13 protein-coding genes are annotated in these 15,505 nt (G+C 67.6%); 1 reads left to right on the forward strand and 12 read right to left on the reverse strand.

All coding sequences use genetic code 11. From position 1 onward, the window contains the following. Positions 1 to 109 precede the first annotated feature (109 nt). The 5 genes from AC1Q6E_RS01885 to AC1Q6E_RS01905 are packed head-to-tail and all read right to left on the reverse strand — an operon-like array spanning position 110 to position 7,204. Positions 110 to 2,428, reverse strand: coding sequence for a molybdopterin guanine dinucleotide-containing S/N-oxide reductase (locus AC1Q6E_RS01885; protein ID WP_492572098.1), 2,319 nt, complete (start codon positions 2,426 to 2,428; stop codon positions 110 to 112). A gap of 8 nt (positions 2,429 to 2,436) precedes the next feature. Continuing rightward, positions 2,437 to 3,300, reverse strand: a complete 864-nt coding sequence (locus tag AC1Q6E_RS01890) for a sulfurtransferase (protein ID WP_492572099.1) — start codon at positions 3,298 to 3,300, stop codon at positions 2,437 to 2,439. A 25-nt stretch (positions 3,301 to 3,325) separates the two neighbouring features. Next, positions 3,326 to 4,327, reverse strand: a complete 1,002-nt coding sequence (locus AC1Q6E_RS01895) for a Bug family tripartite tricarboxylate transporter substrate binding protein (RefSeq protein ID WP_152798126.1) — start codon at positions 4,325 to 4,327, stop codon at positions 3,326 to 3,328. A 60-nt stretch (positions 4,328 to 4,387) separates the two neighbouring features. Beyond that, positions 4,388 to 5,752 carry an adenylosuccinate lyase gene (purB, locus tag AC1Q6E_RS01900; RefSeq protein ID WP_152798125.1) on the reverse strand — a complete coding sequence of 455 codons (1,365 nt, stop codon included), beginning with the start codon at positions 5,750 to 5,752 and terminating at the stop codon, positions 4,388 to 4,390. A 15-nt stretch (positions 5,753 to 5,767) separates the two neighbouring features. Beyond that, positions 5,768 to 7,204, reverse strand: coding sequence for an FAD-binding oxidoreductase (locus AC1Q6E_RS01905; protein ID WP_492572190.1), 1,437 nt, complete (start codon positions 7,202 to 7,204; stop codon positions 5,768 to 5,770). Positions 7,205 to 7,324: 120 nt separating this feature from the next. On the opposite strand from AC1Q6E_RS01905, the gene AC1Q6E_RS01910 reads away from it, so the two are divergent. Further along, on the forward strand, positions 7,325 to 8,047 hold the full coding sequence (locus AC1Q6E_RS01910; RefSeq protein WP_296557949.1) for an IclR family transcriptional regulator: 723 nt from the start codon (positions 7,325 to 7,327) through the stop codon (positions 8,045 to 8,047). Positions 8,048 to 8,065: 18 nt separating this feature from the next. On the opposite strand, the gene AC1Q6E_RS01915 is transcribed toward AC1Q6E_RS01910, so the two are convergent. The 7 genes from AC1Q6E_RS01915 to AC1Q6E_RS01945 form a co-directional block, all read right to left on the reverse strand. Further along, a complete protein-coding gene (locus AC1Q6E_RS01915; protein WP_152798123.1) occupies positions 8,066 to 9,445 on the reverse strand; it encodes an MmgE/PrpD family protein in 1,380 nt (459 codons plus the stop codon). 81 nt (positions 9,446 to 9,526) lie between these two features. Next, positions 9,527 to 10,771: a YbdK family carboxylate-amine ligase gene (locus AC1Q6E_RS01920; protein WP_152798122.1), complete on the reverse strand. Its 1,245-nt coding sequence runs from the start codon at positions 10,769 to 10,771 to the stop codon at positions 9,527 to 9,529. Positions 10,772 to 11,187: 416 nt separating this feature from the next. Next, positions 11,188 to 11,436, reverse strand: coding sequence for a BTH_I0359 family protein (locus AC1Q6E_RS01925; protein WP_152798121.1), 249 nt, complete (start codon positions 11,434 to 11,436; stop codon positions 11,188 to 11,190). Positions 11,437 to 11,561: 125 nt separating this feature from the next. After that, the gene (locus tag AC1Q6E_RS01930) at positions 11,562 to 11,723 is read right to left on the reverse strand and encodes a hypothetical protein (RefSeq protein ID WP_296557941.1); all 162 of its coding nucleotides are present in this window, start codon (positions 11,721 to 11,723) and stop codon (positions 11,562 to 11,564) included. 185 nt (positions 11,724 to 11,908) lie between these two features. Beyond that, on the reverse strand, positions 11,909 to 13,378 hold the full coding sequence (locus AC1Q6E_RS01935) for a TrkH family potassium uptake protein (RefSeq protein WP_152798120.1): 1,470 nt from the start codon (positions 13,376 to 13,378) through the stop codon (positions 11,909 to 11,911). Between the two features lie 18 nt (positions 13,379 to 13,396). Continuing rightward, positions 13,397 to 14,773 (reverse strand): Trk system potassium transporter TrkA, encoded by a 1,377-nt coding sequence (trkA, locus tag AC1Q6E_RS01940; protein WP_152798119.1) that lies wholly within the window; start codon positions 14,771 to 14,773, stop codon positions 13,397 to 13,399. Continuing rightward, complete coding sequence (locus tag AC1Q6E_RS01945) at positions 14,770 to 15,504, reverse strand: response regulator (protein ID WP_152798118.1); 735 nt, start codon at positions 15,502 to 15,504, stop codon at positions 14,770 to 14,772. The genes trkA and AC1Q6E_RS01945 overlap by 4 nt, the downstream gene beginning before the upstream one ends. Between the last annotated feature and the right edge of the window lies 1 nt (position 15,505).

Here is a 15,505-nt window from a genome sequence, read left to right on the forward strand (position 1 = left end):
AGAATCCCTGGCGCCGGGCCTCTGGAAAAGGCCGGGCCAGGGAATGGACTGGCTAACCCGCCATTTTACCAAGCAGCCAGGCGGCTGCCCCGATCCGCGCTTTCCCCTCTCAGGAACCGGACGCGGCCGGGGGTTCGAAGGCCCGGACGGGGGGCAGCGGACCGTCGTAGCGCTCGACCTGGACCACGGTGAGCTGCCCCGTGCACCCCTGGGCCAGCGACGACGTTCCCACGTCGCGCGTCAGCACGTTGGGATTGCCGTGCACGCAAAAGGGCGGCCCGTCGGCCCCGGGCTCCGCGGGGTCGTACCACGCTCCCGTCGGCAGGCGGACCACGCCGGCCCGGATGTCCCGGCTGAGCGTGGCGCTGGCCAGGCAGGCGCCGCGCCGGTTGAACAGGCGCACGATGTCGCCTTCACGGATGCCGCGCGCCGAAGCGTCGTCCGGATGCATGGTGCATACCTCCCGGCCGCCGCGCTTGGCCGCCGCGCTATGGCGGCCGAAGTCCAGCTGGCTGTGCAGTTTGGTGGCGGGCTGGTTGGCGACGAGGTGAAGCGGATGCTCCCCGGTGGGCGCTTCCGTCGGCGCCAGCCAGGCCGGGTGCCCGGGGCAGTCCGCGTAGCCGAATCCGGCCACCACGGGAGAACTCACCTGGATCCTGCCGCTCGGGGTAGGCAGCGGCGCGCCGGCGGGGTCGTCGCGAAACGCGCGCAGGATGCCGCCATCGTCTTCCCGCTGCGGTAGCGCCAGGCTTCCCTGCCGCCAGAATGCGGCGAAGTCCGGAGCCGCGACGCCGCGCTCGCGCAGAGCGGCGCGGGTACGCTCGTACAGATGCTCGAGCCACTGGCGGCTGGTCCGTCCTTCGGTGAAGGCGTCCCGCGCGCCCAGCCGGCCGGCCAGGTCGGCGAAGATGTCGTAGTCATCGCGCGCCTGCCCGTTCGGGGCCGCGATGCGGTGCATGGCGACGACCAGCGGATCGGTGGGCGTGGCGCCGATGTCTTCGCGCTCCAGGGTCATGGTGCAGGGCAGGACGACGTCCGCGTGGCGGGCCGTGGCGGTCCAGGCGATTTCGTGCACGACGAAAGTATCCAGCCTGCGGAACGCTTGGGCCAGCCTTGCCAGATCCTGGTGATGATGGAAGGGATTGCCTCCGGCCCAGTACGCCAGCCGGATGTGCGGATAAGTCCTTGCCTGGCCGTTGTAGGCATAGGGCTGCCCGGGATGCAGCAACATATCTGCGATGCGGGCGACGGGGATGAAATCCTTGACCCCGTTGGTGCCTTGGGACAGGGCGGCGACCGGCACCAGATTGCTGCGCTTGCCATAGTGGGCCAGCGTGCCAAGGGCGTAGGCGTAGCCGCCGCCGGGAAGACCGATCTGGCCAAGAACGGCCGCCAGCACCGCGCCGGCCCAGACGGGCTGTTCGCCGTATTCGGCCCGCTGCAGCGAATGGGACACGGTCACCAGCACGCGCCTGCCCGGCAGGCCGCGCGCCAGGGCGACGATCTCGCCCGCCTCGATCTCGCACAGCGGCGCGGCCCACGCGGCGGACTTCGGCTGCCCGTCGCCGCGGCCCATGAGATAGTCCTCGAAAACCGCCCAGCCGTCGCAAAAGCGCTCCAGGAACGCACGGTCGTGCAGCCCCGCCGCGACCAGCGTATGCATCAGCCCGAGCATCAGGGCCGTATCGGTGCCGGGCCGGATCGCCAGCCAGCGGGCGCCCGCTTCCTCCGGCATGTCTGCGCGCAGGGGGCTGATGCAGAAGAAGCGGCAGCCTCGACGCGCCGCATCGCGCATGGCGCCGCGCTCGACATGGCGGCTGATGCCGCCGCTGGCGACGCGCGAATTCTTCAGCGCCATGCCGCCGAAGGACAGGACGACGTCGGAGTGGGCAACGATCTGCTCCCAGGTGACATTGCGCCGCGCGACCTCGTCCATACCCCCCATGACGTGGGGCAGGATGACTCCCGAGGCCCCTGCGCTGTAGCTGTTGACCGATCGGACATAGCCGCCCAGCGCGGTGTTCAGGAACCGGTGAACCTGGCTCTGGGCATGATGGAAGCGCCCGGCGCTGGACCAGCCGTAGGAGCCGCCGAATATCGCCTGCGGGCCATGGTCCTGCTTGACGCGCGCGAGTTCGGCGGCCAGCAGGTCAAGCACCTCGCTCCAGGACACAGCCACGAATTCGTCCCGGCCCCGCCTGGCATCAGGCCCGGGTCCATGCTCCAGCCAGCCGCGCCGCGCCATCGGCTGCGCGACGCGCGCCGGATGATCCAGGGCGCCGGGAAAATTCTCGATGATGGGGTTCGGATCGGGATCATCGGGATGCGGCTGGACGACCAGGCCGTTCTGATCGAGGCGCGCCTGGAAAACGCCCCAATGCGCGCTATGCGGCAACATGCCCGGCGCTGGAAATACCGTATCGGCCATGGCCAGCCTCAGCCCCGCGGGCCGGTGGCCACGGGCGCTCCCGGCTGCGCCGACCATTCGCTCCACGATCCCGGATACAAGGCCGCGCCCGGCAGGCCGGCGACCGCCTGCGCCAGCAGGTTGTGGCAGGCCGTGACGCCGGAGCCGCACTGGTTGACCCACTGCCGCACGGGCACGCCGCCCGCCAATTCCTCGAAAGCGCGCCGAAGTTCCTCGGGCGCGCGAAACGTGGCGGACTCGGTAAGATTGTCGCGGAAGAAACGGTTGCGGGCCCCGGGGATATGGCCGCCCATGGGGTCCAGGGTCTCGTTCTCCCCCCTGAACCGATCGGCCGCGCGGGCGTCCATGACGAGGTGGTCGCCACGATCCAGGCCAGCGCGCAAGGCGCCGTAGGCAACCGTGCGCACCAGCGGCTCGCGCGCCGAGAAGCGGCCCTGAGCCGGCGGCGCGGGCGGATCCGCGTCGAGGTCCAGGCCCGCCGCGCGCCAGGCGGCCAGGCCGCCGTCGAGCACGGCCACCGCACGGTGCCCCGTCCATCGCAACAGCCACCACAGACGAGCCGCGAACATGCCACCGGCATTGTCATAGGCCACGATCTGCGTATCGTCGTCGGCCCCGAACCCACGCATGGCCCGGACGAACGCCTCCCGGTCCGGCAGCGGATGGCGGCCGTTGGCGCCGGTCTTGGCGCCGCTCAGCACATTCTCCAGATCGGCATGGCGGGCGCCCGGAATGTGGCCGGCGTCATAGAGGCGCCGGCCCGCGCCGCGATCGGCCAGATCGAAACTGCAATCGATCACCAGCCATCCGGCGCCGCCCGCCGCGAGCTCCCGCGCCAGGACATCCGCGCGGATCAGGGTTTCGTACGACATGTCTGCTTCCTTCATCCAATCGGGGTCACAGCCCCATCATCTTCATCAGTTCGGGCGTGACCGCTTCGCGGTACTGTTCGATGTCCGTGATGACATACTGGCGGAACTTGTCCATGGGCACGTCTCTTTCGACGGCCGCATCCTTGCGGATGGACTCCCGCACGGCCGGGTCTTTCAGCGCCATGCTCAGGTGGCGGGACAGCGTCTCGACCACCTCCTTGGGCGTGCCGGCCGGAGCCGCCAGGCCATACCACTGCGTCATGGTCATATCCACGCCCAGCTCCTTGAAAGTGGGCACCTCCGGCAGGGCGGGACTCCGCTCCTGGCCGGTCAGGGCCAGCACCCGCAACTGCCCCTGCCGCACCTGGCCGATCAACGGCGACGCGGTCGCGAAGAACAGATCGACCTGGCCACCGATGAGATCGGAGATCGCCGGGCCCGATCCCTTGTACGGAACATGGAGCAGATTCAGTCCGGCCAGCGATTTGATGCGCTCCATGCCGATATGGGCGGCGCCGCCGGTGCCCGTGGACGCGAAGGTCAACTCCTTCTGCCGGGCCGTCTTCAGGACGTCGGCCGCGCTCTTGTACGGGGAATTCTGCGACACGAACATACCGTGCGGCGCCTCGAGGATCAGACCGATCATCGCGAAGTCGCCCGGCACCTTGTAGCGCAGCTGTTGCGGCTTGAAGGCCGGCGAAGCCGCGAAATTGCCGCTCATGGCCAGGATCAGCGTGTATCCGTCGGGATTGGCGCGCGCCACCTGCTCGGCGGCGATGTTGCCGCCCGCGCCCGGACGGTTTTCCACCACCACCGTCTGGCCCAGCGTCTTGCTCATGGCCAGCGCGATCAGCCGCCCATACAGATCGCCTCCCCCTCCGGGCGGAAAGCCCACCAGCAGCGTAATCGGCCGCTCGGGATAGGCGGCCATCGCCGCCCCCTGGGGAACGGCCAGCGCGGCGCACGCGCAGGCAAGCGCGCTGGCCGCCATGGCGGCGCGACGCGTCAGTGTCTTGATGTATGCCATCAATCATCTCCTTTGGTTTTTTGCTTGTGATGGACGCCGGTCCGGATGCCGGCGGCCCGTTCAGGACAGCCGGCCGATCACCTGGTCGGACCGTGCGATCACGCGGTCCACCGACGCCGCGCATTGCCCCAGGTAGCCGGCGGGATCCGTCAGCCGGGCAATCTCGTCGTCGCCGAGCAGGCCCGAAAGGCCGCGGTGGTGCCGCAACGCATCGGCGAAATCGAGCTTGTTCGTGATGCCGTGCATGGAGGCCTCGTAGATCCATTCATGGGCCGTCGCCTTGCCCACGCGCTCGCTCAACGCAAGCATCACCCGCTCGGACAACAGATAACCGCGCATCATGTCGAGATTGCGCGCCATGCCTTCGGCATCCACGCGCAGCCCGGCCAGCAGGCCCTTGCCCTGGAACAGCATCGCGCCCAGGATCAGGAAGCACTCGGGCAGCGCCTTCCATTCGACCTTCCAGGCGATGCCGTCGCGTTCGCCCTCGCTGACCATGCCCTCGATCATGAGCGCGGCGTTGTAGCGCAGCGGACGCGCCAGCCCGGCCAGGTTCTCGGCCGAGGTCGGATTGCGCTTGTGGGGCATGGTCGAGGACCCCAGCTTGCCGTCGGAGAAGGCTTCCTCGACCTCGGCGAATTCATTGCGCTGCAGATTGAACAGTTCGTTGCCGATCTTGGACAGCGTGGCGCCGATCATCGCGAGCAGGCAGGCATATTCGGCGAAGCGGTCGCGCGCCGGCGCCCAGCTTATCGCGGGAGTGCCCAGCCCCAGGCGATCCAGCATGCGGCGCTCCAGCTCCGGCGCCTGCTCCCCCAGCGAAGCCTGACTACCCACCGCGCCGGCCAGCATGCCGACCATCACGCGCGGCTCGGACTCCTTGAGGCGCTCGAGGTGGCGCGTCATCTCGTCCAGCCAGATCGCGCATTTGTGCCCGAAAGTGATGGGCAGGGCCTGGACGCCATGGGTGCGCGCGACCATGAGGGTGTCCCGATGCTCCGCGGCCAGGCGCTTGAGCTCGCCGATCACCGCCAGCACGTCCCGCAGAACCACGGCATGGGCCTGCCTGACCTGCAACGCCATCCCGGTGTCCAGCACGTCCTGCGTGGTGGCGCCGTAGTGCAGCCATTCCCCGTGCTCCTTGCAACGGGCCTGGACCTGCTTGAGCGCGGGAACCAGCGAATGCTTGATCCGGCGGATCTCGGCGGACATGGCCGGCAGGTCCAGCCCGGACACGTGCGCATGGCGGGCGATCTCATCGGCCGCGGCGGCGGGAATGATGCCCAGCTCGGCTTGCGAACACGCCAGCGCGACCTCGAAATCCAGCCATTTCTGCACGCGGTTCTCTTCCGAAAAGAGCTCGCGCATCTCTTCGGTGCTCCACAGATGCTGGAGCGATTGGATGTCGAATACGGATGAAGGCATGACGAAGTCCTGGCGTCAGAGGGTGGAGGAAGGACGCGGCAACAGGCGCCCGGGATTGAAAAGGGAATCCGGATCCAGCGCATGCTTGATCCGGCGCATGAGCGCAACGGCCACGGCCGGCTTGTATTGCAGGAAGGCTTCCTGTTTGAGCCGCCCTATGCCGTGCTCGGCCGAGACCGAACCCTGCAACGCCGCGACGACGGCATGCACGCAGGCGTGCACCTCGTCCTCGACGGCGCGGAAAGTTGCATCGCTCATGCCGGACGGACGGCTCTGGTTGTAGTGCAGGTTGCCGTCGCCCACGTGCCCGAAGCACACCAGCCGTATGCCCGGCACCCGGGCGGCCAGCGCGGTGTCCGCCCAGGCGATGAATTCCGGAATGCGGGAAATGGATACCGAGATGTCGTGCTTGATGGAATGTCCCTGGGCGCGCTGCGCCTCGGGCACGTGGTTCCGCAGCGACCATAGCTCCTCGGCCTGGCGGCTGGACGCGGCCACGACGGCATCGGTGACCAGGCCGCCCTCCATGGCCGCTTCCAGCGCGCCCTCGACCACGGGCGTCGGATCGATCGCGCCGGAGGTCTCGGAAATCTCCATCAGGACCGCCCACGGATACCGTCCCGGCAGCGGATCCCGCATCCCGTCCCGAGGATGGGCCAGGACCTGGTCCAGCGCCTCGCGGTTGATCAGTTCGAAGGCGGTCACGCGTTCTCCCACCGCATCCGTCAGGCAGGCCAGGAGACCGACGGCCGCCTGGGGGTCCGGAACGCTTGCCCACGCGGTGATCGCCTTGCGAGGCGCGGAGAACAGCTTGAACGTGGCCGCGGTGACGATGCCCAGCGTGCCTTCCGCGCCGATGAACAATTGCTTGAGGTCGTAGCCGGTATTGTCCTTGCGCAGCGGCGTCAGCACATCGAGGACGGAGCCGTCCGCCAGCACGGCCTCCACGCCCAGCGTGAGTTCGCGCGTATTGCCGTAGCGCACGACCTGTTCGCCGCCGGCATTGGTCGACACCACGCCGCCTATGGTGGCGGTCCCCTGGGATGCCAGCGCCAGCGGGAACAGTTTCCCGTGGACCGCCGCGGCCTCCTGCGCGGCCAGGACCGTGCAGCCGGCTTCCAGCGTCATGCTGTTGTCCAGCGGATCCACCCGGCGCACCCGGCTCAGGCGTTCGAGGCTGAGCACGATCTCCGCCCCCGAGTCGTCCGGCGTGGACCCGCCCACCAGCCCGGTGTTGCCCCCCTGGGGCACGACGGCCGCGCCGTGCGCCGCGCATGCCGCCACGACGCGCGCGACCTCGGCCGTGCCGGCCGGCCGCACGACGGCCCGGGCGATGCCCGGGTAGCGGCCCCGCCAGTCGCTGCAATAGCGCGCGGTATCCCCGGCCGCGGTCAACACGTGGGGCTCGCCTACAATGGCCGCGAGTTCCGCGACCAGGGGATCGGAATGCATGGACATGGACCGCCGAAGAAATCGAGACCGCAGGCGTGGGAAGATCCGCGCCAAGCCTCTGATCGTTTTATTGAATAAAATAGATTTTATTGAACAAAATCCTAAAAGGCTTCGAAGCACGTGTCAAGCCAGTCTTCCCCTACCCCGCCTGCCGGCGTCCTGGAACGCGGCATTACCATCCTGGAAAGTTTCAGCGCGGACCGGCTGCGGCTGTCCCTGCGTGACCTGGCCGAATACACCGGACTGGACAAAGCAACGCTGCTGCGGCTGGCTGGCGTCCTGACCAAGTCGCGCCTGCTGCACCGTTTCGACAACGGCGACTACGCGCTCGGTCCCGCGCTGCTGCACATGGGCATGCTCTATCGCAGCACCTTCGACCTGGGCGCGCGCATCCAGCCCGTGCTGCGCAATGTGATGCAGGAGACGGGCGAAACGGTCGCCCTGTATGTACGCGTCGGCGACGACCGCATCTGCCTGTACCGGGAGAACTCTTCGCGGGAAGTTCGCCACCACGTGGAAGTTGGCACGCGGCTGCCGCTGGACCACGGGGGCTCGTCGGCGCACGTGCTGCGCGTCTATACCGGCGGCGCGACGCCGCTGGCGAACAAGATCCGCGCCAAGGGCTATGCCATGACCCAGGCGGAACGCGTCCCCGAAATGACCTCCGTGGCGCTCCCCGTCTTCGATGCCGACAGCACGTTCATCGGAGCCGTCGTGGTGCTGGGCCTGGCCTCGCGGTTCAAACCCGACGCGCAGGCCACCGCCGTGGAGGCGGTGCGACGCGAACTCGCCGCGCAAGGATTCGCCTGTGTTCCGCCCGCGGGATGGCAACCCCAGCCTTGATGCAGGGCCCGCCCCGGATCACGCCGGCACGACGCCGAACAGGCGCGGGGGTGGCGCCGCGGGTTCGCCGTCACGCGCCGGATCTGCGAAGGCCATGCACCAATCGTTGATCGCCTGGGCGGTGCTGTCGTCCATCGATGGCGCGAACGCCCGCATGCGCGCCCGCAATTGCCCCCAGTCGAACGGATCTTCCGGATCGCCGCGGCGCAGATCCCGCCTGGCAGACAGCCGGCTGCCGTCGGCCATGGAGAAAGTCACGATGCTGGGACGGCGATTCGGAAATTCACGCTGGAAGGCCTCTTCCGTCTTGATGACGATGCGGTCGGCCAGGTCGCGAAGCCCGGGATCGTCCAGGCATGGCGCCTCCATGTCCTCGATGGTCAACCGCCCGCGCAGCAACAGGACCGCAAGCACGTAGCGCAGGCTGAAGCTGGTCTCGGCCGGCCGCGCGGGCCAGTCGACGCCAGCGATCTTCAGCGCATGGGGAAAGATCGCCACCTCCACCTCGCGGATCGTTGCGACATCGGGGGAGTGGGTGGACAACAGCTCCTGCGCCGCGTCCAGGGGCGTGAACAGCTGGGCGCAACAGGGCCAGGCCTTGATGGTGGCGGTATGCAGCCGCAGGGGACCGTCCAGGTCGACGGTCAGGGCTTCCAGCGGGCCATCGCCCGACAACATGGCATACAGGCCGCGCTTGCCGGTGACGAAGGCCCGGGCGCCGGGCAGGCCCGCGCGGGCGGCCCAGGCGGCCGTCAGGCCGTTACGCACGGCCAATGCCGGATGCAGCGACTTGGACTCCTGCGCGCCGTCCTCCATCAACTGCCACAATCCCTGAGCCTGCGTGGCGCCGAGACCGAGGGCATGATGCAACGCGTTTTCGGGCAGGCCCAACGCCATGGCGGAGGCCGCCGCGGCGCCCAGGGTGCCGGCGGTGGCCGTGGCGTGGAAACCGGCCGCATGACGCGTCCCCATCGCTTCCCCCACGCGCAGGGCGACTTCGTATCCCGCGAGAACGGCGTCCGCCATGCGGCGCCGGGTCAGTTGACCATCGTAGGCCAGCGCCATGACAGGCGTCACCGCGACCACGCCCGGATGCAGCATGGCGGCGCGATGCGCGTCGTCGATTTCGCGGATATGGGCGATGGCACCGTTGGCGAAAGCGGCCGCCGGCACCGACGTGACAGGTCCACCGAACGTCGGCGCCGGGCCCGCCCCGGGGTGGCAGTCCAAGGCGACGGTCCGGAAGCGGCTGGCCAGAGGCGCCGGAGCGCCGGACCAGCCCGCGGTGAACCAGTCCAGCAACGCCTGCGCCAGACGCTCCCGCGTGGCCGGGTCAAGCGGGGAAACGGCCAGGCCGGCCACACGGCCGGCCAGAAGGGATTCGGGCAAGACTGCCATGTCTCGTTATTTTATTCAATGAAATAAATTTCATTATAACGAGAGTGACCGCGCCGCGCACGGGAAAGCGGCCTGGCCGGATCAGTGCAGACGGCCCCCCAGCCGCTTGAACGCGAACGGCTTCATGCCGTCCAGGTTCAGGATGGGCTCGGAACTGGCCCGCACCCGCCGGCGCGCCGGCATGTCGGGCAGGCGCGGCTCGCCCTGGGCCGGGGCTTCCCCGCGCCACGCGCCCACCGCCGCTTCGACCACCTCGGCGATTTCCTCGCCGCGGTTGTACTGGGCCCGCAACCAGTTGCAATCGCCGCCGTTCGTGAGGACCTCGTCGCGCAGGGCCTCCAGCAGGTCCGACGTGCCCAGGCCGCGCGCCACGGGCATCAACCGGTCGAAAGTCATGCGCAGGTGTTCGCTCAGGCGGATACGGCCATGGGCGGGGTCGACGTAGTTGCCATGCAGCCCGAAGCGGGTGGCCTGGAAACGGTTGGTCCGGTAGGCCATCCACGCATCGGCCCCCGGCATGGGTTCGTCGGCCAGGACCATGCCCAGCGCCTGCGCAAAGGCCGCCAGCTGGCACGCCTTCTCGACGGTGAGCGGGGTGTCGCAGACGCGGATCTCGACGGTGCCGAATTCGGGTTTGGGCCGCACGTCCCAGTACAGGTCCTTGATGCTTTCGATCAGGCCCGAGGTCTGCAACTGGGCGAAGTAGGCTTCGAAGCCGTGCCAGTCCAGGACCTCCGGGGGCAGGTGCCCGCACATGGGAAAGGCGTTCAGGGCGTTGAGGCGGCTGCACGCGAACTGGGTGTCGACCCCCTCGAAGTAGGGCGACGAGGCCGACATCGCGATGAAGTGCGGCACATAGGGCGACAGCTTCTGAGTCATGGCGATCGCCGTATCGCCGCTGGGCACGCCCAGGTGGATGTGCTGGCCGAACACGGTGAACTGGCGCGCCAGGTAGCCGTACATCTCGGACAGGTATTGGAAACGAGGCGAATCGAAGATGGTCCGGTCATGCCAGCGCATGAACGCGTGGGTACCGCCGCCGGCCACGCGCACGCCAACGGCGTCGGCGGCCTCGACCAGCAGGTCGCGCATCTCCCGCATCTCTTCCAGCAAACGGGTCGGATCGGTGTGCACCGATGAATTCAGTTCGATCATGGACCGGGTGATCTCGGGTTTGACCCGGTCCGCGTAGGGATGGTTGGCGATCTGGGCAAGCAGTTCTTCGGCGGCACCCCGCAGGTCGAAGGTTTGCGGATCGACGATCTGGAGCTCGAGCTCGATGCCCAGCGTGTGGGGCGCGGATGCCGTGAATGCGATGGACTGCATCGGGGTCTCCTTTGGAAAGGTGGCCGGGGTGAGTCATCTACCCGGGGGGCGACGCCGGACGCGCGGAGCGTCGGGGCAGCATCACGTGATGGAATCGTTGGGCGAGTTTAGCCGCTGATTGATGACAGATTCCGGAAAATTGGCAGATTTTAAGTGTTTCCCCTAGACAGAAGCCCGAAAAACCGGGATCCAGGAGTAAGCATCCACTAACAAATCAGCAAAACCGCGGGGGTGCGGGAGAAACCCGCCTGAAACGCCCGGCCGGCCTGGGAACGGGCGAAGAGAGCGAGGCAGGCGGGTTGGAGATGTCGTAAGAATGCCGCGCCTGCCGACGCGATGACAGGGGCCATTATAGCCCCATCGTTTGAGAGTATGCACTTACCTCCAAACCGGCGCAGAGCGCCGGTCCGGCAGGATCAATGCAAGGTGACAGGATGGTGCATGTAGACGTCGAACTGGCTGAGAAATTCGTCCACGTCTTCCATCGAAGGCTCGGTGGCGATCAGCTCCCGCACCTGGGTGCGGAACTGCTCGGCCGATTCACCCGCGATGTAGATCTCGCGGCGTGCCTGCTTGTCGACGATTTCGAATCCCCCCGCGGAGGCGCCATCGAGCTGGGCGAACTCCACCACGACGTAGTTGGGGCTGTTGTAGATCATTTCCATGGTCTGGCTCCTGGAGACAGGGGTCTGACCGACCACCTGTTCATTAAGTTGGTGCCTGCGTTTGGAAATCAAGAGGGCCGACCGGATTGATACCGCCTATCGGCTACACCATGCTCGATACCGGGCTAACCCTCGTACAGCTTCACCGCTCCTGCAAAACCTGGTCCATTCAACTGCCTGCGCAACTCGGCGACGTGCTGGGCCGCGCTGACTTCTATCCACAGCCGGGCCGGCCGGGATTGCCTGAGCAGCCGCGCCACGGTCACCCGCAACGGTAGCTGCCCCACGCAACAGACGCACCCCGGAGCCAGCTGTACCAATTCGACCCCCGGCGGGGCGGACAAAGTTCCCGGCCCCCCCTCGACGATCACCGCCTGAAGGCCTTCTTCCAGATGCTGCCTCGCGCCCTCCAAGGCCAGGCTTCGCCCAGCACGCAAGTGAGCACCAACCAATATCACAACGGGAACGGGCTTCATTTCCGCCAGAATGCCCGGGTAAAGAGGACAAGCACAGCAAACAATTCCAAGCGTCCGATCAGCATGGCAAAGGTGCAGATCCAGGTCTGGGCATCGGTCAGCACGGCGAAGGTACCCGCCGGACCGACCTCCGCCAGGCCAGGGCCGGTGTTGCTGAGGCTGGCCAGGACGGCGGTGAAGGCCGTCACCGGATCCAGGCCCGTATACAGCATGGCCATGGTCAGCGCCATCAGCGAGGCCCAGTACAGCAGCATGAAGGCCATTACCGAGAACACGACCCGGTTGGGCACCGGCAGGCCGCCGATGTGCACCGGGTTGATGGCGCGCGGGTGCAGGATGTGGATAAGCTCCCGGCGCGCCTGCTTGACCAGGATCACCACGCGGATCATCTTGATGCCCCCGCCGGTGGAGCCCGCGCAGGTGGCGAAGCAGGAAAGCACCAGCATCCACACCGGAGCGAAGATAGGCCAGGTCGAGTAGTCCGTGCTGACGAAGCCGGTGGTGGTCGCCACCGACACCGTGTTGAACAACGCGAAACGCAGGGCGGTCCAGACCGAATCGTAGTTCCCCCGCTGCAGCAGGAGCGCGGTGATGGCCGCGACCGAGATGGCCAGGACCGCCAGGTAGGCCTTGGCCTCGGTACTGCGCCAGTAGGGCCCCAGGCTGCGGCGCCGGAACGCCTGGAAGTGCAGGGTGAAGCTGATGCCGGCGATGGTCATGAACACCACGGCGACCATCTCGATGGCCGGCGAGTCGAACGCCGCGAAGCTCGCGTCGCGGGTCGAGAAGCCGCCCAGGCCGATGGTCGAGGCCATGTGGCAATAGGCCTCGTACCAGTTCATGCCCGCCATCCGGTAGGCCAGCAGGCACAGGGCCGAGATCAGCATGTAGATGGCATACAGGCCCTTGGCCGTGCCGGTGATGCGCGGCGTGAGCTTCTCGTCCTTCATCGGGCCGGGCGTCTCGGCCCGGAACAGCTGGCTGCCGCCGGCGCCCAGCATGGGCAGGATGGCCACCGCCAGCACCAGGATGCCCATGCCGCCTATCCAGACCAGGGTGCAGCGCCAGACGTTGATCGACGGCGGCAGGTTGTCCAGCCCCGACAGCACCGTGGCGCCCGTCGTCGTGAGGCCGGACATGGCCTCGAAATAGGCGTCGGTCATGGACAGCGGCGCGCCGATCTGGTGGTAGTAGAACAGCAGCGGCAAAGTGGCGATCAGCGCCAGCACGCTCCAGACCAGCGACACCAGCAGGAAGCCGTCGCGCGGCGTCAACTCGCGCCGCTGGCTGCGCGTCGCCAGGCACAGCAGCAGGCCGGCGATCAGGCCGACGACCATGGCGCGGATGAACGCGTCCCGCGCTCCATCGGAAAAGATGAAGGACGTCGCCAGCGGAATCGCCATGGTCATCGAGAACAAGGCGATGACGAGTCCGAGGACGTGCAGGACCGGAAGCAGTTTGCGCATGCAGCGGGGCCGGAAGGATCAGAAGAAAGTCGCCGAGACCTGGAACAGCTTTTCCACTTGCGCGATCAGCCGCTGGTGCGCCACGAAAACGATGACATGGTCGTCCGATTCGATGACGGTGTCGTGGTGCGCCATCAGCACTTCATCCTGCCGCACCACGGCGCCGATGGTGGCGCCCTGGGGCAGGCCGATGTCCTCGATCCGGCGGCCCACGACCTTCGAGGACTTGGCGTCGCCATGGGCGATGGCCTCCAGGGCCTCGGTGACGCCGTGCCGCAGGCGGTGGACGGCAACCACGTCGCCGCGCCGCACGTAGCGCAGCAGTTCGCCGATGGTGGCCTCGGACGGCGAAATGGCGATGTCGATGCGCCCGCCCTCCATCAGTTCGCCGTAGCTCTTGCGCCCGATCAGCGCGATCACCCGGCGGGCCCCCATGCGCTTGGCCAGCAGCGACGACATGATGTTGTCCTCGTCATCGCTGGTCAGCGCCAGGAACAGGTCCATCTCGGCGACATTCTCGTCCGCCAGCAGGTTCTCGTCGGTGGCGTCGCCGTTCAGGGTCAGGGAACGGCTGGGGAGCTGGGTGGCAAGGAACTCGCAGCGCCGGCGGTTGCGCTCGATGACCTTGACGTCGCACTGGTCGCTGATGCCGCGGGCCAGCCGCAGGCCGATGTTGCCGCCGCCGGCGATCATGACCCGCTTGACGCGCTTGTCGCTCTCGCGCAGCTCGCGGATGATCTGGCGCACGTGGCGGGTGTTGGCCAGGAACAGGACCTCGTCGCCCGGCTCGATGCGGGTGTCGCCCTCGGGCGGCACCAGCCGGTTGTTGCGGAATATCGCGATGATGCGGACCTCGGCGCCCGGCAGGCGTTCCCGCAGGGTCTGGATGGGCTGGTCCGCCAGGGGACTGCCGGCGGCCGCGCGCACGGTCACCGCGCAGACACGGCCACCCGCGAACTCGACCACCTGCAGGGCCTCCGGGATCTCGACCAGTTTCTCGATATAGCTGGTCACGCTGCGTTCGGGGCAGATCAGGTGATCGACGTCGAACCCGTCCTCGGCCATCAGTTCCTCGTGGTCGAGGAATTCGGACGAACGCACGCGCGCGATGCAGCGCGGCACGTTGAACACCTTCTTGGCGATCTTGCAGGCGACCAGGTTGCTTTCGTCCGACGTCGCGCAGGAAATGAAAAGATCGGCGTCCGCCGCGCCGGCCTCCTGCAGGGTCGACACGTGGGTGCCGTTGCCTACCAGCCCGCGCAGGTCCAGCCTGTCCTGCAACACGGACAGGCGCGCGCCGTCGGTATCGATGACGGTAATGTCGTTGTGCTCGGATACCAGGTTCTCGGCCACGCTGGTCCCCACCTGGCCAGCGCCGAGTATCAGGATTTTCATACGCCTCGTTTACGCGAGAGTTCGATTCCAAGCTGTTTCAGTTTGCGGTACAGATGGGTGCGCTCCAACCCCGTCTTGTCGGCCACGCGGGTCATGCTGCCGCCCTCGCGCGCCAGATGGTGCTCGAAGTACACCCGCTCGAACGCGTCGCGCGCTTCACGCAGCGGCAGGTCGAGCGAGAGGGTGAGCAGCGGCGAACGTGGCTGGCTATCATGCATGGCAACGGTGCCCGCCGAGCGATCGACGGCCGGCGCGGGCCCGGGGGCAGGCGGACGCATGCCGTCGCCGGCCGAGGGCGGCGACGGCGCGTAGCCCGGCATGGCGGGCCGCACGGAGGCTTGCGGCGCGGCCGGCTTGCCGCCCGCCCGGCCCCGCTCCAGCGCGCCGGCGATGGTCTTGAGCAGGCGCGTCATGGTGATGGGCTTTTCCAGGAAATCGATGGCGCCGATGCGTGTCGCCTCGACCGCGGTATCGATGGTCGCGTGGCCGCTCATCATGATGACGGGCATGTCGAGCAGGTCCTGCGCCGCCCATTCCTTGAGCAGCGTCACGCCATCGGTATCGGGCATCCAGATATCGAGCAGAACCACGTCGGGACGATTGGCGGCACGCAGCGCGCGTGCCGCCGCGGCATTTTCGGCCAGATCGACCGTATGCCCTTCGTCGTAAAGAATTTCCGACAGGAGTTCGCGGATGCCGACCTCGTCGTCAACCACCAAAATTCTGGCCATA

The sequence above is a fragment of the Pigmentiphaga sp. MLSB6-MA01 genome, from assembly GCF_058793475.1.

Coding starts and splice junctions, on each gene's coding strand:
- AC1Q6E_RS01905 (WP_492572190.1), bottom strand. CDS start 7,204: ATGCATTCCGATCCCCTGGTCGCGGAACTCGCGGCCATTGTAGGCGAG.
- AC1Q6E_RS01945 (WP_152798118.1), bottom strand. CDS start 15,504: ATGGCCAGAATTTTGGTGGTTGACGACGAGGTCGGCATCCGCGAACTC.
- AC1Q6E_RS01925 (WP_152798121.1), bottom strand. CDS start 11,436: ATGGAAATGATCTACAACAGCCCCAACTACGTCGTGGTGGAGTTCGCC.
- AC1Q6E_RS01885 (WP_492572098.1), bottom strand. CDS start 2,428: ATGGCCGATACGGTATTTCCAGCGCCGGGCATGTTGCCGCATAGCGCG.
- purB (WP_152798125.1), bottom strand. CDS start 5,752: ATGCCTTCATCCGTATTCGACATCCAATCGCTCCAGCATCTGTGGAGC.
- AC1Q6E_RS01915 (WP_152798123.1), bottom strand. CDS start 9,445: ATGGCAGTCTTGCCCGAATCCCTTCTGGCCGGCCGTGTGGCCGGCCTG.
- AC1Q6E_RS01895 (WP_152798126.1), bottom strand. CDS start 4,327: ATGGCATACATCAAGACACTGACGCGTCGCGCCGCCATGGCGGCCAGC.
- AC1Q6E_RS01935 (WP_152798120.1), bottom strand. CDS start 13,378: ATGCGCAAACTGCTTCCGGTCCTGCACGTCCTCGGACTCGTCATCGCC.
- trkA (WP_152798119.1), bottom strand. CDS start 14,773: ATGAAAATCCTGATACTCGGCGCTGGCCAGGTGGGGACCAGCGTGGCC.
- AC1Q6E_RS01920 (WP_152798122.1), bottom strand. CDS start 10,771: ATGCAGTCCATCGCATTCACGGCATCCGCGCCCCACACGCTGGGCATC.
- AC1Q6E_RS01890 (WP_492572099.1), bottom strand. CDS start 3,300: ATGTCGTACGAAACCCTGATCCGCGCGGATGTCCTGGCGCGGGAGCTC.